The sequence below is a fragment of the Rhodopseudomonas palustris genome (assembly GCF_013415845.1).
GTDB lineage: Bacteria > Pseudomonadota > Alphaproteobacteria > Rhizobiales > Xanthobacteraceae > Rhodopseudomonas > Rhodopseudomonas palustris_F.
This window is the reverse complement of sequence record NZ_CP058907.1, coordinates 765,345-785,766: the sequence shown is the minus strand read 5'-3', so window position 1 is coordinate 785,766 and position 20,422 is coordinate 765,345. Positions and strand designations below refer to the sequence as shown.

Annotated in this window: 21 protein-coding genes and 1 riboswitch; of the genes, 8 read left to right on the top strand and 13 right to left on the bottom strand. The window is 67.5% G+C overall.

The features are described 5' to 3' along the window. The first annotated feature begins 1 nt into the window (after nucleotide 1). Both HZF03_RS03665 and HZF03_RS03660 read left to right on the top strand, forming a co-directional pair. Nucleotides 2-1,027, top strand: a complete 1,026-nt coding sequence (locus HZF03_RS03665; RefSeq protein ID WP_119017464.1) for a FecCD family ABC transporter permease — start codon at nucleotides 2-4, stop codon at nucleotides 1,025-1,027. Continuing rightward, nucleotides 1,024-1,803, top strand: a complete 780-nt coding sequence (locus HZF03_RS03660) for an ABC transporter ATP-binding protein (protein ID WP_119017463.1) — start codon at nucleotides 1,024-1,026, stop codon at nucleotides 1,801-1,803. Before HZF03_RS03665 ends, HZF03_RS03660 begins: the two co-directional genes overlap by 4 nt. A gap of 11 nt (nucleotides 1,804-1,814) precedes the next feature. On the opposite strand, the gene cobD is transcribed toward HZF03_RS03660, so the two are convergent. Then, nucleotides 1,815-2,804: a threonine-phosphate decarboxylase CobD gene (gene cobD / locus HZF03_RS03655; RefSeq protein ID WP_119017462.1), complete on the bottom strand. Its 990-nt coding sequence runs from the start codon at nucleotides 2,802-2,804 to the stop codon at nucleotides 1,815-1,817. Nucleotides 2,805-2,867: 63 nt separating this feature from the next. Here cobD and HZF03_RS03650 point away from each other — a divergent pair, with 63 nt between their 5' ends. Both HZF03_RS03650 and cbiB read left to right on the top strand, forming a co-directional pair. Then, nucleotides 2,868-3,680: an ABC transporter substrate-binding protein gene (locus HZF03_RS03650; RefSeq protein ID WP_119017461.1), complete on the top strand. Its 813-nt coding sequence runs from the start codon at nucleotides 2,868-2,870 to the stop codon at nucleotides 3,678-3,680. A 1-nt stretch (nucleotide 3,681) separates the two neighbouring features. Further along, nucleotides 3,682-4,653: an adenosylcobinamide-phosphate synthase CbiB gene (cbiB, locus tag HZF03_RS03645; RefSeq protein ID WP_119017460.1), complete on the top strand. Its 972-nt coding sequence runs from the start codon at nucleotides 3,682-3,684 to the stop codon at nucleotides 4,651-4,653. On the opposite strand, the gene HZF03_RS03640 is transcribed toward cbiB, so the two are convergent. The 6 genes from HZF03_RS03640 to HZF03_RS03615 form a co-directional block, all read right to left on the bottom strand. Beyond that, nucleotides 4,626-6,110, bottom strand: coding sequence for a cobyric acid synthase (locus tag HZF03_RS03640; protein WP_119017459.1), 1,485 nt, complete (start codon nucleotides 6,108-6,110; stop codon nucleotides 4,626-4,628). The two genes, cbiB and HZF03_RS03640, sit on opposite strands and share 28 nt — an antisense overlap. 147 nt (nucleotides 6,111-6,257) lie before the next feature. Continuing rightward, nucleotides 6,258-6,884, bottom strand: coding sequence for a cob(I)yrinic acid a,c-diamide adenosyltransferase (cobO, locus tag HZF03_RS03635; RefSeq protein ID WP_119017458.1), 627 nt, complete (start codon nucleotides 6,882-6,884; stop codon nucleotides 6,258-6,260). Continuing rightward, entirely contained in the window at nucleotides 6,881-10,630 is a 3,750-nt protein-coding gene (gene cobN / locus HZF03_RS03630) for a cobaltochelatase subunit CobN (RefSeq protein ID WP_119017457.1), read from the bottom strand. The genes cobO and cobN overlap by 4 nt, the downstream gene beginning before the upstream one ends. A gap of 134 nt (nucleotides 10,631-10,764) precedes the next feature. Next, on the bottom strand, nucleotides 10,765-11,769 hold the full coding sequence (gene cobW / locus HZF03_RS03625; protein WP_012494420.1) for a cobalamin biosynthesis protein CobW: 1,005 nt from the start codon (nucleotides 11,767-11,769) through the stop codon (nucleotides 10,765-10,767). A gap of 3 nt (nucleotides 11,770-11,772) precedes the next feature. Continuing rightward, the gene (cobU, locus tag HZF03_RS03620) at nucleotides 11,773-12,303 is read right to left on the bottom strand and encodes a bifunctional adenosylcobinamide kinase/adenosylcobinamide-phosphate guanylyltransferase (protein WP_011156281.1); all 531 of its coding nucleotides are present in this window, start codon (nucleotides 12,301-12,303) and stop codon (nucleotides 11,773-11,775) included. Beyond that, on the bottom strand, nucleotides 12,300-12,731 hold the full coding sequence (locus HZF03_RS03615; RefSeq protein WP_012494419.1) for a DUF1636 domain-containing protein: 432 nt from the start codon (nucleotides 12,729-12,731) through the stop codon (nucleotides 12,300-12,302). Before HZF03_RS03615 ends, cobU begins: the two co-directional genes overlap by 4 nt. Nucleotides 12,732-12,839: 108 nt before the next feature. Continuing rightward, nucleotides 12,840-13,037: riboswitch (cobalamin riboswitch) on the bottom strand. A gap of 96 nt (nucleotides 13,038-13,133) precedes the next feature. Between HZF03_RS03615 and cobT the strand changes: the two genes are divergently transcribed. Both cobT and bluB read left to right on the top strand, forming a co-directional pair. After that, entirely contained in the window at nucleotides 13,134-14,189 is a 1,056-nt protein-coding gene (gene cobT, locus HZF03_RS03610; protein WP_119017456.1) for a nicotinate-nucleotide--dimethylbenzimidazole phosphoribosyltransferase, read from the top strand. Between the two features lie 26 nt (nucleotides 14,190-14,215). Then, nucleotides 14,216-14,887 (top strand): 5,6-dimethylbenzimidazole synthase, encoded by a 672-nt coding sequence (gene bluB / locus HZF03_RS03605; RefSeq protein ID WP_179906259.1) that lies wholly within the window; start codon nucleotides 14,216-14,218, stop codon nucleotides 14,885-14,887. Between the two features lie 526 nt (nucleotides 14,888-15,413). Here the strand turns inward: bluB and HZF03_RS03600 are convergent. The 3 genes from HZF03_RS03600 to HZF03_RS03590 form a co-directional block, all read right to left on the bottom strand. Further along, complete coding sequence (locus tag HZF03_RS03600; protein ID WP_179906257.1) at nucleotides 15,414-15,959, bottom strand: YbhB/YbcL family Raf kinase inhibitor-like protein; 546 nt, start codon at nucleotides 15,957-15,959, stop codon at nucleotides 15,414-15,416. A 114-nt stretch (nucleotides 15,960-16,073) separates the two neighbouring features. Beyond that, complete coding sequence (locus tag HZF03_RS03595) at nucleotides 16,074-16,586, bottom strand: hypothetical protein (protein WP_119017506.1); 513 nt, start codon at nucleotides 16,584-16,586, stop codon at nucleotides 16,074-16,076. 105 nt (nucleotides 16,587-16,691) lie between these two features. Next, nucleotides 16,692-16,907: an FmdB family zinc ribbon protein gene (locus HZF03_RS03590; RefSeq protein ID WP_012494414.1), complete on the bottom strand. Its 216-nt coding sequence runs from the start codon at nucleotides 16,905-16,907 to the stop codon at nucleotides 16,692-16,694. A gap of 99 nt (nucleotides 16,908-17,006) precedes the next feature. Between HZF03_RS03590 and cutA the strand changes: the two genes are divergently transcribed. After that, complete coding sequence (cutA, locus tag HZF03_RS03585; protein WP_011156274.1) at nucleotides 17,007-17,330, top strand: divalent-cation tolerance protein CutA; 324 nt, start codon at nucleotides 17,007-17,009, stop codon at nucleotides 17,328-17,330. Here cutA and HZF03_RS03580 read toward each other — a convergent pair. After that, entirely contained in the window at nucleotides 17,308-17,784 is a 477-nt protein-coding gene (locus HZF03_RS03580; RefSeq protein ID WP_119017454.1) for a GIY-YIG nuclease family protein, read from the bottom strand. The two genes, cutA and HZF03_RS03580, sit on opposite strands and share 23 nt — an antisense overlap. Nucleotides 17,785-18,285: 501 nt before the next feature. Continuing rightward, the gene (locus HZF03_RS03575; RefSeq protein ID WP_011156272.1) at nucleotides 18,286-18,480 is read right to left on the bottom strand and encodes a hypothetical protein; all 195 of its coding nucleotides are present in this window, start codon (nucleotides 18,478-18,480) and stop codon (nucleotides 18,286-18,288) included. Between the two features lie 244 nt (nucleotides 18,481-18,724). On the opposite strand from HZF03_RS03575, the gene HZF03_RS03570 reads away from it, so the two are divergent. Beyond that, nucleotides 18,725-19,705: a YheT family hydrolase gene (locus HZF03_RS03570; RefSeq protein WP_119017453.1), complete on the top strand. Its 981-nt coding sequence runs from the start codon at nucleotides 18,725-18,727 to the stop codon at nucleotides 19,703-19,705. Here HZF03_RS03570 and HZF03_RS03565 read toward each other — a convergent pair. Next, nucleotides 19,702-20,406, bottom strand: coding sequence for a DUF1045 domain-containing protein (locus HZF03_RS03565; protein ID WP_119017452.1), 705 nt, complete (start codon nucleotides 20,404-20,406; stop codon nucleotides 19,702-19,704). The two genes, HZF03_RS03570 and HZF03_RS03565, sit on opposite strands and share 4 nt — an antisense overlap. Nucleotides 20,407-20,422: the final 16 nt, after the last annotated feature.

The following is a 20,422-nucleotide window of genomic DNA, read 5'->3' as shown; positions in this document are numbered from 1 at the left end:
TATGACCCGACATTCCGGACCGAATTCGCGCGCGGCGGCCGTGACCGCTGTGCTTGCGGTGCTCGTAACCCTGCTGGCGATCGGATCGCTCGCGGTGGGACCAGTCAAGCTGTCGCCGCTCACCGTGGTGCAGGCGCTGGTCGGACTCGGCGGCGAGGTGCAGCAGATCATCGTGCAGGAGATCCGGCTGCCGCGCACCATTTTGGCGCTCGCGATCGGCGGCATTCTGGGCCTGTCCGGCGCGGCGCTGCAGGGCCTACTGCGCAACCCGCTGGCATCGCCGTCGCTGTTCGGCGCGCCGCAATCGGCCGCGTTCGGCGCGGTGCTGATCATCGCGCTCGGGCTCGCCGACGTCCGCTCGTTCGCGCTGCCGGTCGCGGCGATCACGATGGCGTTCGTGTCGGTGTTCGTGCTGCTGGCAATCGCCGGGCGCAACGCCAGCCTGCTGCTGCTGATCCTCGCAGGGCTGGCGATTTCCGCCCTCGCCGGCGCAGCCACCGCGCTGGTGATGAACCTGTCGGCCAATCCGTTCGCCAGCCTGGAAATCGCGTTCTGGCTGCTCGGCTCGCTGGAAGACCGCAGCTTCCGCCATGTCGTGCTGGCGCTGCCGTTCATCGTCGCCGGCGGCGTGCTGCTGTTCAGCCAGCGCGCCGCATTTCGCGCCCTCAGCTTGGGCGAAGAAACCGCGCAGAGCCTCGGCATCGACGTCGGCCGGCTGCGGCTGATCGTCATCGCCGGCACTGCGCTCGGCGTCGGCGGCGCCGTGTCGGTGTCGGGCACGATCGGTTTCATCGGTCTGGTCGCGCCGCATCTGGTGCGCCCCTTGATCGGCCACGATCCTGCCCGCGTGCTGCTGCCGAGCGCGCTCGCGGGCGCGGCGCTGCTGCTCGCCGCCGACATCGCGGTGCGGCTGATCCCGGCCAGCACCGATATCAAGGTCGGGGTGCTGACCTCGATCATCGGCGTACCGTTCTTCCTGTATCTGATCGTGCGCGAACGCCGCGCGCTCGGTGGAGGCGTCGCATGACCGCCGCCTTCCTCACTGCGCGCGACCTCGCCGTCACGCTGTCGGGCCGCGAGGTGCTACGTGGTGTGTCGCTGTCACTGACCCGCGGGCATCTGGTGGCGCTGGTCGGCCCCAACGGCGCCGGCAAGACCACGCTGCTGCGTGCCCTCGCCGGCCTGGTCGAGGCGCAGGGCGAGATCATGATCGGCGGCGATTCCTTGGCGGCATTGCCGCTGCGCGAACGCGCCAAGCGGTTCGGCTATTTGCCGCAGGGCCATCTGGTGCATTGGCCGCTGCCGGTGCGGGACGTCGTCGCACTCGGCCGGTTTCCGCACGGCGCCACCGATCCGGCCTGGCTGTCGCCGCACGATGCCGAGGCGGTGACGCGCGCAATGGCGGTGACCGACGTCGCCCAGTTCGCCGACCGCATCGTCACCGAACTGTCCGGTGGCGAACGCAGCCGCGTCGCGCTCGCCCGCGTGTTGGCGGTCGAGGCGCCGGTGGTGCTCGCCGACGAGCCGACCGCCTCGCTCGATCCGCGCTATCAGCTCGACGTGATGCAGACCTTGCGTACCACCGCCGACGCCGGCACGCTGGTGATCGTTGTCACCCACGACCTCGGCCTCGCCGCGCGCTTTGCCGATACCGTGCTGGTGATGGCAAATGGCGGGCTCGCTGCCCATGGCACGCCCGCCGAAGCGCTGTCGGACGAGATCATGCAGCAGGTCTTTCGCGTCAGCGCCTATCGGGCACAATATCAGGACAGCGGCGTGATCCTGCCGTGGTCCGGAACCTGAAGGTGCCGCCGCTACAAGGGCGCGGCGAGCGCGGCTGCGAGCCGATCGAGCCCGGCCGCGTCGGCAGGCAGGCCGAACCTGAGCAGATCGTCGGCCCAATCGAACCTGCGACACCAGATCCGCTGCTGCGCCAGCGCTTCGTGCAACCGATGTGCCTCGGCGTGACGCGCCAGCCGGAACAGCGGCGTTCCGCCGACGATTTCGAGTCGGCCGACGCGCAGCACGTCGTCGAGCCGCGTCGCCTGTTCGCGCAGTTCGTCGCGGGTTTCGATCGTCCACGCTTGATCGCGCAGCGCCGCGGCGCCGATCCGCAGCGCCGGCCCGGAACAGCTCCACGGCCCGAGCGCCAATGCGATCCGCCGAGCAGTCGCCTCACCCGCGATCGCAAATCCGAGCCGGACGCCGGCAAGGCCGTAGAACTTGCCGAACGAACGCAACACGACGATCGGCAGCTCGGGCGTGAGCGATGCCGCACTGAACGACGGATCAACGTCGGCGAAGGCTTCGTCGACCACCAGCCAGCCGCCGCGCCGGCGCAGTTGCGCAGCTGCGCGGCGCAAGGTGTCTGGTGCGACGACGCGGCCGTCGGGATTGTTCGGATTCACCACGACCGCGTGGCGGGCCTGCTCCGGAATGTCATCGAGCGAAGCGATGCCAACCAGCTCGCGCCCAGCGTTACGCCAAGCCAACGCGTGCTCCGCATAAGTCGGCCCGACGATCGCAACGCCGCCAGGTGCGGCGAGATACGGCAGCCATTGGATCAGCGCCTGGGTGCCGGCAGCGGCGACGATGCCGGACTCATCGGGCACCTCGTAGGCCAGGCGCGCAGCATCGCACAGCGCGGTCTCGTCGGCCTGCGACGGCAGACGCAGCCACGCATCCGCAGCGATATCCGGAATCGGCCAGGGCCGCGGATTGATGCCAGTGGAGAGATCGAGCCAGTCGGCGGCATCGCCGCCGTGCCGTGCCATCGCCGCCGTGAGATCGCCGCCGTGCTTCATCACCGTGTCTTGCCACCATCGCGACCAAAGCGCGAGAGGTTCGGCGGTGTTTTAGCCGGATTGATGATGCTGTTAGTTGCGAGTGTCGCAGGCGCTGCGAGCGCAGCCGCGGCGCCGAAGGTGGTATCGATCAACGCCTGCACCGATCAGTTGCTGCTGACGCTCGCCGATCCCGATCAGATCCTCGGACTCAGCCCGTATGCACGCGATGCCGATCGCTCGTTCCTCGCCGCCGAGGCGGCTCGTTTTCCGCAGCTCTCGGGCGAGGCCGAAGAAGTGCTCATGCTGAAGCCCGACATCGTCGTCGGCGGCAGATACACCAAACGCGCCACACGCGAACTACTGAAGCAGATGGGTCAGCGCGTCGCCGAATTCGATTCGGTCAAAACGATCGACGAAGCCAAGGCGCAAATCCGGCAGATGGCGGACCTGCTCGGCCATCCCGAACGCGCCGGCGCCGCGATCGCTCGTATCGACGCTGCGGTGACGCGTGCCAAGCAAGCCGCGTCGCGTACGCGGCTCACCGTGCTGCCGCTGGCACGGCGCGGCTGGGTGTCAGGCCGCGACAGCCTGATCAGCGCGCTGCTCGACACCGTCGGGCTCGGCAATGCCGCAAGCGGTCTCGGCTTGCAACGCGGCGGCTTCGCCTCGCTGGAGGCGGTGGTGGCGCTGCGGCCGGACTTTCTGCTGATCTCGGAAGACAGCGATTTTGCCGAGGACGAAGGCCGCGCCTTTGTGCTGCACCCGGCGCTGCAACGCTTCTATCCGCCCTCGAAGCGGATTACGGTGCCGGAGCGGCTGACAGTGTGCGGCGGGCCGATGCTCGCCGATGCGCTCGATCGGCTGACCGAGGAGTTGATCCGCGTGGAGCGTTGACATGTTGCTGGATTCCCACGCGCTGCTGATCGTCGTGGTCGCACTCGAGCTCGACGCGCTGATCGGCGATCCCGACTGGCTGTGGAAGCGGCTGGCGCATCCGGTGGTGTTGATCGGCACGCTGATCGGCTGGCTCGATCGGACACTCAATCGCGACGACTGGGCGGAGCGCACCAAGAAGATCGCCGGCATCGTCGCGGTGATCTTCTTGATCGCGGTCGCAGGACTGGTCGGCCTGTTGCTGGAAGCGCCGCTGCGGCAATTGCCTGGCGGTTGGATCATCGCGGCCGTATTGGCCGCGACGCTGATCGCGCAGCGCAGCCTGTACGATCACGTCGCGCGCGTGCGCGACGCCTTCGCCGCCGGTGGTCTCAAGGACGCGCGTGAGAAGGTATCTCTGATCGTCGGCCGCGATCCGCAGACGCTGGACGAAGCCGGTGTCTGCCGCGCCGCGATCGAATCCAGCGCCGAGAATTTCTCCGACGGCGTGGTCGCACCGGTGTTCTGGCTGGCGCTATTCGGGCTGCCGGGTCTGTTGATCTACAAGACGATCAACACCGCGGATTCGATGATCGGGCATCTGACGCCGCTGCACCGTTCGTTCGGCTGGGCCGCGGCGCGGCTCGACGACGTCCTGAATCTAGTTCCGGCACGGCTGTCGGGCCTGCTGATCGCGCTGGCGGCGCCGATCGTCCGCGGCTCGGTCAGGCAAGCGATCACGGTGATGCGGCGCGACGCCGGCAAGCATCGCTCGCCGAATGCCGGCTGGCCGGAATCGGCGATGGCCGCGGCGATCGGCGTCGCGCTCGCGGGCCCGCGCAGCTACGGCGGCAAGATCACCGACGATCCTTATCTCAACGCCGAAGCACGTAGCGAGGCAACCCCGGCCGATATCGGCCGCGCGCTGCGGGTGATGATCGCGGCTTGCGGCCTGCAGGCGGCGATCTACGCGGCGCTGGCGTTGGTGCTCTGACGGCCGCGCGCGATTGCAATCATCCGCTCGACGTCGAGATGCGCTTCGAGGTGGTCGGCTAGCGCATCGAGTGCGGTTTCGATCTGCGCCTCATAGGCGAGCTGCGAGGCGATGCCGAGACCAGCCAGCCAGGCGCGGCGGAACTCATCGTTCGTGAACAGGCCGTGCAGATAGGTTCCCTGCACCCGGCCATCGCGCGAGATCGCGCCATCGGGCCGGCCCTCGATCGTCACCACCGGCCGCGCGCAATCGGGGCCCTCGGTGCGCCCCAGATGAATCTCGTAGCCCTCGACCGGTGCCCCGGTCGCACCATGCGTGCCACGCACCAGCGTAGTCGACTTGTCGCCCTGCATTGTGGTGACGGTGTCGAGCAGGCCGAGCCCCTCGACTGTGCCGGGCACACCATCGACGCCGTCCGGATCGGCGATGCCGCGCCCGAGCATCTGGTAGCCGCCGCACAGTCCGAGCAGATGTCCGCCGCGGCGGACATGGGCCGCGATGTCGACGTCCCAGCCCTGCGCACGCAGGAAGGCGAGATCGCCCAGCGTCGACTTGCTGCCGGGAATGATCACCACGTCGGCCTCGGCTGGAATCGGCGTGCCAGGCGGCACGAACACCAGCTTGACGCCGGGCTCCATTCCGAGCGGATCGAGATCGTCGAAATTGGCGATGCGCGCCAGCATCGGCACGGCGATGATGCGCTTGGCAGTCGATGCCTGCGCCCGGTCGAGATCGACCGCGTCCTCGGCCGGCAGCAAGGCGGCCGATGGTAGCCACGGCACCACACCGAGCGATGGCCAACCGGTCAATCCGGTGATCGCCGTCAGTCCATGATCGAACAGCCGCATGTCGCCGCGGAATTTGTTGATCAGATAGCCCTGCACCAGCGCCCGCTCAGCATCGTCGAGCACCAGATGGGTGCCGGCGAGACTGGCGATCACGCCGCCTCGCTCGATGTCGCCGGCAATCACCACCGGCACATTCGCTGCCTGGGCAAAGCCCATATTGGCAATGTCGCCAGCGCGCAGATTGATCTCCGCCGGCGAACCAGCGCCTTCGACCAGCACGATATCGGCGTCGCGTGCGAGCTGCGCGAAGCTGTCCAGCACGTGCGGCATCAGCGCCGCTTTCTTGGCGAGGAAGTGCTGCGCGCCAAGCCGGCCGAAGCGCTTGCCCTGCACGATCACCTGCGCGCCGGTGTCGGTCTCCGGCTTCAGCAGCACCGGGTTCATGTGCACGGTCGGCGGCAGCTTTGCTGCCCGCGCCTGCACCGCCTGCGCCCGGCCGATCTCGCCGCCGTCGACCGTCACCGCAGCGTTGTTCGACATATTCTGCGGCTTGAACGGCGCCACCTTCAGCCCCCGCCGCACCAGCGCCCGGCACAACCCCGCCACCAGCGTCGACTTGCCGGCATTGGAGCAGGTGCCCTGGATCATCAGCGCGGGGGTAACAGTCATCGCAGTTTTCTCACCACGTGGCCGTCATTCCGGGGTGCGCCGACAGGCGCGGACCCGGAATCCCGAGGTGCTCTAAATGTCGAGATTCCGGGTTCGCGAGCTGGCGCTCGCGCCCCGGAATGACGTACTTGGGCTTCTGCCGCCCGCTCAAAACTCAACGCCCTTCTGCGCCTTCACGCCAGAGCGGAACGGGTGCTTCACCAGGGTCATGTCGGTCACCAGATCGGCGATTTCGATCAGCGCCGGGTGGGCGTTGCGGCCGGTAATCACCACGTGCTTGTCGGCCGGCTTCTCGTCGAGCAGCACCGCGACGATCTCCTCGATTGGCAGATAGTCGTAGCGCAGCACGATGTTCAACTCGTCGAGCAGCACCATGCGATGGCGATCGTCACGGATCAGCTCCTTGGCGCGCTCCCAGCCGGCCCGCGCCGCGGCGATGTCCCGTTCGCGGTCCTGGGTCTCCCAGGTGAAGCCCTCGCCCATGATGTGCAACGTCGCGAGCTCCGGAAACTTCGCCAGCAGCTTGGCCTCGCCGGTGTTCCATTTCTCCGACTTGGTGAAGTGCACCACGCCGACCGGCATGCCGTGGCCGATGTGGCGGAACACCATGCCGAGCGCCGCCGAAGTCTTGCCCTTGCCAGTGCCAGTGTGGACGATGATCAGGCCCTTGCTGTCGGTCATTCCTGACAGCTTCTTGTCGTGCGCGGCTTTCCGCTTCTTCGCCTTCTCGGCGTGGCGGGTGTTTTCGTCGCGGTCGGACAGTGGATCGGTCATGCAGCTTCCTTCGGAGTGAGAATTTCGGCGAGCAGGTCGGCGGCGCGGTTGGAGCGCGGCGTCCACAGCCCGCGTCGGATCGCCTCGTCGAACCGCGCCACGATATCGCGCAGTGCCGCCGGATTGGCGTCCTGCAGAAACTCGCGCACCGCGTCGTCTTCCAGATAAGCGGCGAACAGCAGGTCGAAATGGCGGTTGCCGACGGCATCGGTCGAGGCCGCAAAGCCAAACAGATAATCGACCGTGGCGGCGATTTCGGAGGCGCCCTTGTAGCCGTGGCGCATCACGCCCTGGATCCACTTCGGGTTGGCCGCGCGACCGCGCACCACGCGCGAAATCTCGTGCGCCAGCGTCCGCGGCAGCGGCGCTTCGGGCCGCGACGTGTCGACATGAGCGATCCGCGGCGCCTGTCCGCGCAGACTTTCCACCGTCGCGGTGAGGCCGCCGATGAACTGGTAGTAATCGTCGGAGTCGAGAATGTCGTGCTCGCGGTTGTCCTGCGCCTGCGCCACCAGATCGACCGCCTTCAGCCGGGCCGCGAACGCATCGGTCGCCTCGGCGCCGTCCTGCCCCGCCCCATAGGCGTAGCCGCCCCAGGCGAGGTAAGCGCCCGCAAGATCATCGCGGCTATTCCAGCCGCCGTCATCGATCATCGCCTGCAACCCGGCTCCGTAACTGCCGGGCCGCGCGCCGAACACCCGCGCGCCGGCCTGCTTTTTCGCCAGCTCGGGATCGACGCCGCTCTGAACTAATTGTTCGCTGCGGAGGCGGACCTGCGCGGCGATCGGATTGGCGTCGGCGGGCTCGTCCAACGCTGCCACCGCCGCGACCGCACTGGCGATCAGATCCATCTGCACCGGGAAGGCGTCGCGGAATAGCCCTGAGACGCGGAAGGTGACGTCGACGCGCGGCCGCCGCAGCTCCGACAACGGCACAATCGCAAAACCGGTGACGCGGCCGGTGGCGTCTTCCCAGGTCGGCCGAACGCCGATCAGCGCCAGCGCCTGGGCGACGTCGTCGCCCCCGGTGCGCATATTTGCGGTGCCCCACGCCGACAGCGCGATCGAGCGCGGCCACTCGCCGGCTTCCTGCCAATAGGACTCGACCAGCCGCTCGGCGGCGAGCTGGCCGATTCGCCACGCCGACGGTGTCGGCACCGCGCGGACATCGACTGCGAAGAAATTGCGTCCCGTGGGCAGCACGTCGGGACGGCCGCGGGTCGGCGCCCCGGAGGGCCCCGGCCGAATGAACCGTCCATCGAGCCCGCGCAGCAACGCCTCGCGCTCGGCATCGCCGGACGCTTCGATCGCCGGACGCAGCGACGCGGCGATCCAGTCAAGCACGGGCTGAGTATGCGGCAGCGACTGAGGCCGCTCAGCCTCGCCCCTCGCGGGAGAGGGGGCGGCTTGATGAAGAGTCGACACCAGTTGCAGCGCCAGCATCTCGACGCGCTCGACGGTGTCGCCACTCGTCCGCCACGGCCGATCGCTCAGCGCCGCGAGAACGGCCGGGCGGGTGCCGATGTAAGGCGTCGCGAGGTCACGGGTCAGCGGATCGAATTCGGCTCGGTCGCTAGCCGTCAGTCCGAGGTCTCGTGCCAGCGCACGATGCAGCGAGGCGTCCTGCGGCTTCAGTTCGGAGCGCGGCAACCGCGCAATCGATACCAGCAGCTCGTCGCGCTGGGATGCCTGCGGCGTGCGGCCGAACACGTGCAGGCCGTCGCGGATCTGCATCTCTTTCAGATCGCACAGATGCGCGTCGATCGCCCGCAGCGCATCGAGCGTCGCAGTGTCGCGATCGATCGCAACGTCTTCGTCGAGACGCGTCGCCCGAGCCAGCGAGATGATGTCCTCGGCGATCGCGTCCGCGCGATTGGGATCGAGATCGGCCGCCATCGCATATTCGTCGACCAGCGCTTCCAGCCGCGCCATCTCGTCGTGCAGCTCGGCGCGGGTCATCGGCGGCGTCAGATGATCGACGATCACCGCGGCACTGCGCCGCTTGGCCTGGATGCCCTCGCCAGGATCGTTGACAATGAACGGATAGAGATGCGGCAGCGGCCCGAGCAGCGCCACAGGGAAACAGTCGCGCGACAGCCCGGCGCTCTTGCCCGGCAGCCATTCGAGATTGCCGTGCTTGCCGAGATGGATCACCGCATCGGCGCCGAACGCCTGCCGCAGCCATAGATAGAACGCCACATAGTGATGCGGCGGCGGCAGCTCCGGATCATGGAAGCTCGATTTCGGATCGATTGCATAGCCACGCGCCGGCTGCACGCCGACCAGGATGTTGCCGAAGCGATGCAGGCCGAGACGGAAAACCCCATCCGCGACATACGGATCGTCCTCCGGCGCCCCCCACCGCGCCGTCACTGTGTCGCGCACCGCCTGCGGCAATCCCTCGAACGCCGCCGCATAGTCCGTAACCGGCCAGCTCACGCCGCCATCCCGCGCCGCTCGGTCATTCAGTTCATTGGTCGGACCGTGCTGCAGCCGATCCATCAGCGCAGCGGTGTCGGCAGGCAGCTCGCCGGTGAGGTAACCTTCGGTCCGCAGCGTGAACAGCAGGTCGTGCAGCGATTGCGGGGTGTCGAGACCGACGCCGTTGCCGAGCCGTCCATCGCGGTTCGGATAGTTGGCGAGCACGATGGCAACGCGGCGCTGATCGCGTTGCAAATGCCGCAACCGCACCCAGGCCCGCGCCAGATCCGCCACCGCGTCGATCCGATCCTGCAGCGGCTGATACACGGTCGGCGCAAATTCAGCGTCGCCGCCGCGCTGCTTGAACGCCACCGCGCCAGCGAACACGCGGCCGTCGACTTCCGGCAGCACGACATGCATGGCGAGGTCGCGCGGATTGAGGCCACGGCCGGATTGCTCCCAGTGCTCGCGCGTCACTCCGGCCTGCGCCACCTGCAGGATCGGACAGTCTGCGGACGCGAGGACTCCGGACTCGTCCGTTGCGGTGGCGGTCGCGAACGCCGTGGCGTTGACGATGACGTCGGGCGGCGTCGCGGTCAGCACGCTGCGTAGAAACGCGATCGAGCGTGCATCCTTCAGGCTGGTAACGAAGACGCAGACGGGGTCGAGGCAGCGCGCGGTCAGCGCATCTCGCAGCGCCGCGATCGCCGCGGTATCACCGCTCGCCGCCAGCGCCCGATAGAAGATCACCAGCGCGCGGCGGCGCGGCGATGACGGCGGCTCGGCCGGCCAGAACCCAGCGGCCGGCATCGGCCGCGCCGGTGGCGGGCAATCGTCGCGCAGGATCATCCAGGCGGCGTAGCGCAGCGCCAGGCGGATGTTGTCGACGCCGCCCTCGCTGCAATAGCGCCACAGCGCGTGAGCGTCGTCGAGATCGGCAGTACCGCGCGCCGCGAGCTCCGCATTCCACTCCATCTCGCCCGGAATGCAGACGAACTGCGCGCCACGTGCCAGCGCATCGCGCCGCAAACTGTCGACGCCGTGCGGCCAATAGGCTTCGCCGCCGAGCATCCGCAGGATCACCAGCTTGGCCTTCGCCAGCGTGCGCTCGACATAGAGGTCGACCGAAGCCGGATGGCCAAGCGCTAGAAAATTGGTGAGCTGGAGCGTCGGATAGTCGTCCGGCATCCCGGCCCGCGCTGCACCGAATGCCGCCAGATCGCTATCAGCCGCCGACAACACCACGATATCGGCCGTCGACTGCTGCAGATCGCGCGCGACATCGCCGTCGTCGATGCTGACGCTGGTGTCGAGCTTCAGGTGCATGCGAGGGGCCTTGGTGGCACGAGCACCATGTTCTCTCCGTCATTGCGAGGAGCGAAGCGACGAAGCAATCCAGCTCCGAGCCCGAAAGTTCTGGATTGCTTCGCTTCGCTCGCAATGACGGAAGGCGACATGGACTATCCCGCCAGCGCGCGCCGCGCGGCGTCGGCGTCGAAACCCTTGAGGCCGATAACCACCAGATGGTCGGGGCGCTCGGCATCGGGGCGGGCGAACGCCAGATCGATCCGGGAGCCGACCGCCTGCACCACCACCGGCGCCGGCTTGCCGGCAACGCGGGCATGGCCCTTGACACGGAGTACGCCGTCGAGACCGAGCGCATCGCCGACGCGGGCCTTCATGGCGTCGAGCGTCTCTGCCGGCTGCGGGGTGATCACCAGCGAGTCGAAATCGTCGTGATCGTGTTCCTCGCCTTCGGCGTGATGGCCGGTGCGGGACGCAAGATCGTTTTCGGCTTCGGCATCGAGCCCGATCAACACCGACGGCGCCAGCGTGCCATGCGAGCGGACGATGCGGACATTCGGCCGCACCCGGCTCGCCAGCTTGGCTTCGAGCGCGGCGAGTTGCTCGGGATCCACCAAATCGCTCTTCGACAGCACCACCAAATCGGCGCAGGCGAGCTGATCCTCGAACACTTCCTCGATCGGATCGTCGTGCGTGGCGTCGCGCTGCGCCTTCACGGCATCATCGTCGAGCGGCACGCGGCCCTCGCTCAGCGCCAGCGCGTCGACCACGGTGACGACGCCGTCGGCGGTGGCGCGGGTCTTCACCGCCGGCCAGGCGAATGCCTTGAGGAGCGGCTGCGGCAACGCCAACCCGGAGGTCTCGATCACGATGGCGTCGAGCGGCGTGTCGCGGTTCAGCAGCTTCTCCATCGTCGGAATGAAATCGTCCGCCACGGTGCAGCAGATGCAGCCGTTGGTGAGTTCGACGATATCGCCCGGCGCGCACACCGACGCGCCGCAATCCTCGACCAGCGAGCCGTCAAAACCGGCATCGCCAAATTCATTGACGATCACCGCGATACGACGACCGCTCGACTGGTTCAGCAGCGCACGCAGCAGCGTAGTCTTGCCGGCGCCGAGAAAGCCGGTGAGCACCGTGACGGGAACGCGGGCGGTCATGAACTACTCTCCTGTTTGGCGTTTCAGCCACAGCGGCAGGCCGGCGGCGATGAAGGCGACATTGGGCACGGCGGCAGCGATGGTCTGATTGAGGCGGCCTTGCGCGTCGCGGAAGGCACGGCCGAGCGGCGTCTCCGGCACCAGGCCGAGGCCGACTTCGTTGGAGACGAGCACGATCGGACCGGCGGCGACGCCGAGATAACGCGCCAGCCGCCTGGCCTCGACCTCTGGATCGCGGCCGGCTTCCATCAGGTTGAACAGCCACAGTGTCAGGCAATCGACCAGCACGGCGCGGCCGCGGCCGGCGTGCTGAGTGAGCGCATCGACCAGCCCGAGCGGTTCCTCGATCGTGGTCCAGCCGTCGCCACGACGGGCGCGGTGATGCGCGATGCGATCGGACATTTCGTCGTCGCTGGCGGTCGCGGTCGCGAGATAGATCCTGGCCAGGCCACTCTCGGCGACCAGCCGTTCGCCGAACACCGATTTGCCGGAGCGCGCGCCGCCGAGCACCAGGGTGGAGATCAGCGCGCTCATGCCGGCGCCCGCCCATCATCGGGAGACCATTGCGGCGGCGGCAGGCGGACAACGGTGCCCTTGCGCAGGACTTCTGGACGCTGCCGCCACGGCACCAGACCGTAGTGACTATCCTGATAGGAAGCCACGAACGTCGCGACCGCGTCGGCACCGCTCGCGCGATCGAGATCACCGAACACAAAGGTGTAGCCACCTTCGCTCGACACAGCGACGGTGGCGGCGCGCTTGCATGCGGACAGGCATTGCACCGCGCGCACCTGCACGCTTGCGGAACCCGCCAGCGCGGCGCGGACCGCTTCCAGCATCGGCGCACCGACGGCGACGCCGTCGATCGTCTTGCAGGTGGTGCAGACGCTGACCATCACGGGCGCGCTCGGCAGCACGCGCGGCGGATCGGCGCTCACATCGGCGGGGGGCTGGGAATCCATCGGGCTCGAATCATCGCGGCAGCTATCGAGCTTTGTCGGAACGCACGGGAGAGGCCTTTGCCAACCGCGCTGCTTCCGTCCGGTGCACCCCGCCCCGACGACGCCTTCAAAGCACAATACGCGATGGCAGGTCTCCTGGCTCGCGAGTCGCCGCCATTCGCCGCCTTCCCAGGAATTCCCAGTGGCCTCGGCAATGGCTCGTCGCTTACAGTTGCGGGGGCAGCTCCGGGATCGAGACGCACCGCGCCTCCCACCGGCTTCCCTTTTCACCTTCCTGACGGAAGGACCATCGCTTGGCACGCTAGCTGCGACGCGGTTGCGGGTCAACAACGCGAAGGTGGTGTTGACCGAGCTTCCGCGTTTGAGTCAGTTGCGCGCCTTGCCGAACCAAAGGACCGTCCGATGCCGACCGACACTCTCGTCACCTGGCAGCCGCCCTCGATCACACCGGTCGACGCGTCGCTGAAAGCAGCCTTGCGAGCGCGGGTGGACGGCAAGGCCAAGCCGCTCGGCTCGCTCGGGCGGATCGAAGATCTCGCGATCGAGCTCGCTTTGATGCGGCATCCGGAGCCGCCGCGCGCCGACAACGCGGTGCTGATGGTGTTCGCCGGCGATCACGGCCTGACCGAAGAAGGCGTCTCGCAATATCCGTCGGCCGTGACGGTCGCGATGGTGATGACCTATCTGGCCGGCAAGGCCACCGCCAACGCATTCGCGGCAGCCAACCATGTCGATGTCCGGGTGATCGACGCCGGCGTCGCCGCCGACCTGCCGAAACATCCCGACCTGATCGACGCCAAGGTGCGGATGGGAACCGGCAATGCGGCGCGCGAGCCGGCGATGAGCGTCGCCGAGGCCGGTCAGGCGCTGGACCGCGGCGCCGAACTGGCGCGCGCCGAGATCGCGGCAGGGGCCGACGTGATCGCGCTGGGCGAGATGGGGATCGGCAACACGGCATCATCGTCGCTGCTGCTGCACCGGCTCGGCCCGGCGCCGCTCGACCAGAGCATCGGGATTGGCGCCGGTCAGGACGCCGACGGCATGGCCAAGAAGAAGGCGGCGATCGAAAAGGCGGCAATCCGCAGCACCGCAACCGCGCCGCTCGAGGTGCTGGCTGAATTCGGTGGGCTCGAGATCGCCATGATGGCCGGGGCCGTGCTGGGTGCTGCCTCGCAGCGCCGCCCGGTGATCATCGACGGCTTTATCGCCACCGCCGCGGCGCTGGTCGCGGTGCGACTGGCGCCGGAAGCGCGCGACTATTGCGTGTTCGCCCACCGCTCGGCCGAACGCGGCCACGATCTCGCGCTGCAGGCGATGGATGCCGCGCCGCTGCTCGATCTCCGGCTACGGCTCGGCGAAGGAACCGGGGCGATCCTCGCAGTGCCTCTGGTGCGCGCCGCCTCGCGGCTACTCACCGATGTTGCCGATCTCGCCGACGTACTGGCAGGTAAGCTGTGAGTTCGGCGCTGACCAAAGTGGCGGCGATGACCGACCCGGCCGAGATCGCCGCCGCCAACGCCAATCCGCCAGTATTCGACGAAGCGTTTAGGGACAAGTTCGCCGAACTGATCGCATGGCGCCGCGACGTCCGCCGCTTCAAGACCGATTCCGTGGCGCCGGAACTGATCGAGCAACTGCTCGATCTTGCCCAGCTCGCCCCTTCGGTCGGCAACAGCCAGCCGTGGCGCTGGATCAGCGTCGACTCGGCCGAGACGCGGGCGCGGATTCGCGCCAACTTCCTGCGCTGCAACGAGATCGCGGCGAGCGCGTATCAGGGCGAGCGCGCGGCACTGTACGCTAAGCTCAAGCTCGAAGGCATCGATGTCGCGCCGCGGCAATTCGCGCTGTTCTGCGACCGCACCACCGCACAGGGCCTCGGCGTCGGACGCCAGACCATGCCCGAGGCGCTCGATTACTCCGTGGTGGCGATGATCGAGACGTTCTGGCTCGCCGCGCGGACGCTCGGCCTCGGAGTCGGCTGGGTATCGATCCTTGATCCAGACGCAATCACCACCGAGCTCGACGTGCCGCCGACCTGGAAGTTCATCGCCTATCTGTGCGTCGGCTGGCCGGTGGAACACCACGTCGACCCGGAACTGGTACGCCATCATTGGCAGGACCGCACCACCGCAGGCCGCATTGTGCTGTCGCGCTGAGTTCCATGGTGCGCGGGCGCACTGAGCGCCCGCGCTGTTTGTTGATCGTTAAGGCAAGATCGCGGCGACGGCCGCAATTTGCAAGAAATCGTCACATTCGCGCGTCAGGACTCCGTCCGCGTTTCCGATAACGGAGGACCGGACATGCGAACTACCAATCTTTGGACGACCGCTTTGTTTGCCGGCGCGCTGGTCGCGTCGAGCCTCTCTGCCGCACCGGCACTGGCGCGCGGTCAGCAGGATCAGCGCAACGCCGGCGAGGCCGCAGCGACGGCGTCGGGATGCAGCTCCTACGAACGCGCACCCGACGGATCATGGCGCCAGATTCCCTGCCTTTCGAGCGGACCGGCCGCCGCGATTACGCGCAGCTCGTCAAGCCGAAGCTCAGAAGCCAGCAACTGATCACAGCGCCTTCGAGACGACCGGCGCGGTCTCGGTCGTCCTGGCCCTTACGCTTCAATCCCGTCGTTGCTGATAACCGGAGCAATCCGGCATCAGCAGCGAACAGGATGGCATCTGCTCGGGCTTAACGCCCGAACAGTCCGGTGATCGTCGTCTTCGCCAGGGTGTGGAAGTTGAGGTCGAAGCCGACCAGCGCCGGCATCGCCGTGGCGCCGGCGTTCGGCAGCTTTTCGACATCGACCGCGAACACTGTGATCTGGTAGCGGTGCGGCTTGTCACCCGGCGGCGGGCACGGACCGCCGTAACCGGGCACGCCGAAGTCGGTCAGGCCCTGGATCGTGCCTTCTGGCATCAAGCCCTTTGCGACATCTCCCGCGCCCTTCGGCAACGACGTCGTCGTGGCCGGAATGTTGAACACCACCCAGTGCCACCAGCCGCTGCCAGTCGGTGCGTCCGGATCGTACATCGTCACCGCGAAGCTCTTGGTGCCGGCGGGCGCGTCGCTCCAACTCAACGCCGGCGAGACGTTGGCGCCGGTGCAGCCGAAGCTGTTGAACAATTGCTCGTGCGTGATGGTGGCGCCTTCGGCGATGTCGGGACTGGTGAGCTTCATGGCCTGCACTCCTGCCGCATGCGGCGCGCACGCCGGCTGGCGCGCAGCGCACGTCATCGGGTCGCTGATGTCGTGGTCCCCGCCGGGCGGCGAGGCGACGCGGATGCTAGCAAGCAGAATCCGCGGACGGAAGCAGGGAGGCCGTCGAAAGCCGGCGACAAATCCGCCGGATCACTCGGGCTTGGTCGCGGGAGATGCGTTTGCGGCAGCAGATTTACGCGGCCGCCTCAGCAGCAACGGGAAGCCGGAAAAGAAGGTATTGGAATCGATCAGCACCGGAATCCCAAGCCATTCAGACACCGTGCGGGGACCGCCCCGCAGCTCCTCGCGACGCTCCTGCGGCAGTGCCGGGCGCGCCGGCGCGGCGGTTAGTGTGGCAGCCGAGGCTGTTGGTCTGCTGGCGGCCGGCGCAGACTGCAACTCGGTCTTCGCCGGCTGCGCGGGAGGCGGCGCAGCGGGGCTGGCGGCGCCGGCCCGGCTGCCACTATGACCATCGAGAATGGTCGTGGCGGCGAGCGCTGACCCAAACGGCGGCTCGACCCGCACGACGGCCCCGCCGCCGCTCGGACCGCGACGATCGGGTACCTCGACGAGTTCGACCCGGTTGAAGCCGCGCTGCTTGAGTTCGGCGACTGCGGCCTTGGCCTGTGCGGCACTGTCGAACGTACGGGTGATCTGCGTCATGTCTGGCATGCCTCGGAGGGTTGCTCGTCGGCGTGCAAACGACCTGAAGCGCAGGATCGTTCCTTCCGGCAGACGCGGCGTCCCCAGCGGGAGCCGTCCGACCGGCTAGGCGCAGACGTCCGGCATGCAGCAACCGCCACAGCCCCCCTTGCCGTCGCACATCGGCGCCTCCGGCCCGCCCTTGGCGGGCCTGGCGATCAGCGACAATTGCTGCTCGAGGCTGGTGCTCTCGCAGGACGGGCACACCGCGGATTCACCGGAGAACAGCAGCGTCTCGAACTGGTGACCGCATTTGTTGCAGACGAAGCCGTAAATCGGCATGACGGACCTTCCGAAGCTGACTGGGAACCACTTGCGCCTAGCAAACAACCGGCGCGGCCTGCAACGCGTCGGATCAAATCGAAGCCAAGGAGCGCGGCGATGGATCAGGGCGAGGCCTGCGTGGTGATGGTGACGGCGCCGAACAAGGAGGAAGCGGAACGCTTGGCAGTCGCAACACTCGAGGCCCGGCTCGCCGCCTGCGTCCAGATCCAGGCCATCACCAGCCATTATTGGTGGGACGGCAAGATCACCAGCGACGCCGAGCAACTGCTCCTGTTCAAGACCCTGCCGACGAAATTCGCCGCCCTGCGCGACCTGATCACCTCGCTGCACTCCTACGACACCCCGGAGATCATCCAGCTCCCGGTGACCGCCGGCGCAGAGAAGTATCTCGGCTGGATCAGGCGCGAGACCGGGGCGTAGCGCTTACCCGCAGCCACACCGGCGCTTCGCCGCCCGCGGCCAGCGCGGCGCGAATGGCGCGGGCAGGTACGCGCGATGGCCAGCACAGCAGATGACTGCGGCAGTGCGCACAATCGGTGGCGCCGAATCCCTCGATCGGCACCGGAAGAAATCCGAGCCGATCTACGAGCGCGCATTCGTTGCCGAGCGCGATGGCCCAGGCGCCTTTGACCTCGCCGGCCGTGGTCAATTGATCGACGTGCCAACGGATCGATTTGTCCTTGCGAAAATGCCGCGCGAGCCGGGCCTGCAGTCCGCCCGGCCCATAGGCCGAACCGCAATACAGATAACGCCCAGGCCGAAGCCGCGCCGACAGGGCGCCGCCGAGCCGGACCGTGAGCGGTGCCGCGATCGCGATCGCCACCACATAGGCGCCGGGGCCAACCGGACAGACGGAGAGCGAGGCACTGGTCATCGGCTCGTTGTGGGCGCGCCCACGCAGACCAGTCAACTATCGGTTCACGCAGCCTGCGACCATCCTTTGTCACGCGCCCGGCGACGTTCGGGGCCACCATAGCCGGCGTCGCAATTCTTGCGACGATCGAGCATGCCAGTACACAGGCGCGACCGAACAAAAGACTGGACAGCGACCTGATCACAGGCGCGATTTCGGGAGCTGTCTCGCGCTGATCGGCAAGCACCTCGCAAACGGATTTGGCTTATGCGACCGGCCTTTCCTCGATTGCTAATCGATTCGCTGGAATGACCACGCAATGATTAAATCGAAAACTATCTCTGGCGTCGCCCCCCCCACACCACAACTCACGTCCTGAACAGAACCCTCGAATGGCAAATGCAAGTTCGAGGGTAGCGTCGAGCGACGCCGACGAAAGTTCTAGATTCTTGTCGCGCGCACAGCGGACGAAGTTACCGCACAGAGAGCCGGTCTCGAACGGACTGTTCGAAGCTCCAGATCCTAGTGCTTCGTCGGGACCTGGCTGAGCAGGATGCGCTTCAGCTTGGCGCGCGCATGCATCTCGGTGGCGGACTGCATCACCAGTCCCTTCGGAGCGTCGCTGAGCGATTCGGCCTGCGCCCATTCGGCGGCGGCGAGCCATTCCAACTCGTCGGGCGACAGGTTGCGGAAGGGAGCTGTGTCGGCGACCTTCATGGCGGTTTCCTCGTGGTGCGATCCGGGCCGCGTCGGCGCCGGTCGCTTATCTTTATCGGACGAAGCTTACGGCGATGCCGGCCCGACAACAACTGCGACATAGCGGCTGCAGCGGACGCCAGTTGCAAATGCAAAGCTGGCGCGGCATTGACGCGACCAGTTGCACTCGTCACGGTGCGGGTGGATAGCTAGGCCTCCTTCGCGCGTCCTGTGTCTGTTTGCCCGCTCCTTTGCCTCATTCGATATGACCGATCTGCGATCCTATCGCGCACCGTGGTGGCTGCCCGGCGGCCATCTGCAAACCATCTGGCCGACGTTGTTCGCGCAGCCGCGGGCCTCACAAGCCATCAAGCTCAACCGCGAACGCTGGCGGGCGCCCGACGGCGACTTCATCGACATCGATCATCTGCCCGGCCCCGATCATGCGCCGTGGCTGGTGCTGTTTCACGGCCTCGAAGGATCGTCGGCGAGCCGCTACGCGATCGCCTTCGCCCAAGGCGCATTGGCGCGTGGCTGGCGGCTGTCGATCCCGCATTTTCGCGGCTGCTCGGGCGAACTCAATCTGGCGCCGCGCTCGTACCACTCCGGCGACTTCCAGGAGGTCGGCTGGCTGCTGGCGCGGATTCGCGACCGCGCCGACGCGCCGGTGCTCGCCGCCGGCGTCTCGCTTGGCGGCAACGCGCTGCTGCGCTGGGCGGAGGAAGCCGGGAGGGGCGCTACAGAAATCGCGCGCGCGGTCGCGGCGGTCTCAGCGCCCATCGATCTGGTGGCCGCCGGTGCTGCGATCGACAGCGGCGTCAACCGCCTGATCTACACAAGGCACTTCCTGCGCACGATGATTCCAAATGCGCTGGCGAAGTGGCAGCAACATCCGGGACTGTTCGACCGCGAACGGGTGCAACGGGCAACAACCTTGCGCGAATTCGACGACGCCTTCACGGCGCCGCTGCACGGCTTCACCGGCGTCGACGATTACTGGACCCGCGCCTCGTCCAAGCCTCATCTGCACAAGATCACGATCCCGGCGCTGGTGGTGAACGCGCGCAACGACCCGTTCGTGCCGGCCGTCTCACTGCCGACCCAGGACGAGGTCGGCGAGATGGTGACGTTGTGGCAGCCCGATGAAGGGGGCCATGTCGGCTTCGCCACCGGTCCCTGGCCCGGCCGGGTCGCCGCCATGCCGGAGGCGGTCAGCGACTGGCTCGGCGCCGTTCTCGAGCGCTAATAATCAGCGCTACGCAATTCGAATTGCGCGATGCTCTTGAAGCGTGCGCCGCGCGCGTCCTGGCGCAGCACCGCGATCCGATCGATCGCGATCCGGTCGATGCCGGTAGCCGCAAACTGTCCGCGCAGCAGCGCCAATAGTTCGTCATGGCGAGCCGGATCGAGCGCGCCGGTCAGCGTCATGTGAAACCGGAACTCGTCCATCACATAAGGGTAGCCCCAGCGGTCGAGATAGCCGACCTGCTCGGGCGTCAACCGTTCCGGCTTGCGCCGGGCGCGATCCTCCGCCGACAGCGGTGCCCGGAACTCGTCGAAGTCGCGGACGCAGTCTGCGGCGAGTTGCTGCAGCGTCTCCGAGGGCCCCTCGGGCACCAGCGCGATGAACCGGCCGATCGGACGGATCACCGGCGCGATCTGCGGAATTGCGCGCGGCGTTTCGGCGAAGGTCGCACAGGCCCACAGCAGATCGCTTTCGCTGCGGCCGCCGCTCAAACCGAACGGCGCCTTCAGGGTGGCGTGAAAGCCGTAGCCCCGCGGGTCTGCGGTGATGTCGCGCCAGTCCGCGATGCACGCAGTCGCCTCGCCGAACGGGACATCGTCGCCGGAGACGACATCGTAACCGAGCATCGCCGACCCGAACTGCGCCAGAGCGCTCCCTGCGGCGGGCAGATAGTAAATCGCGTAGCGTGGAAAATTCGACATCACCGATGATGATAAC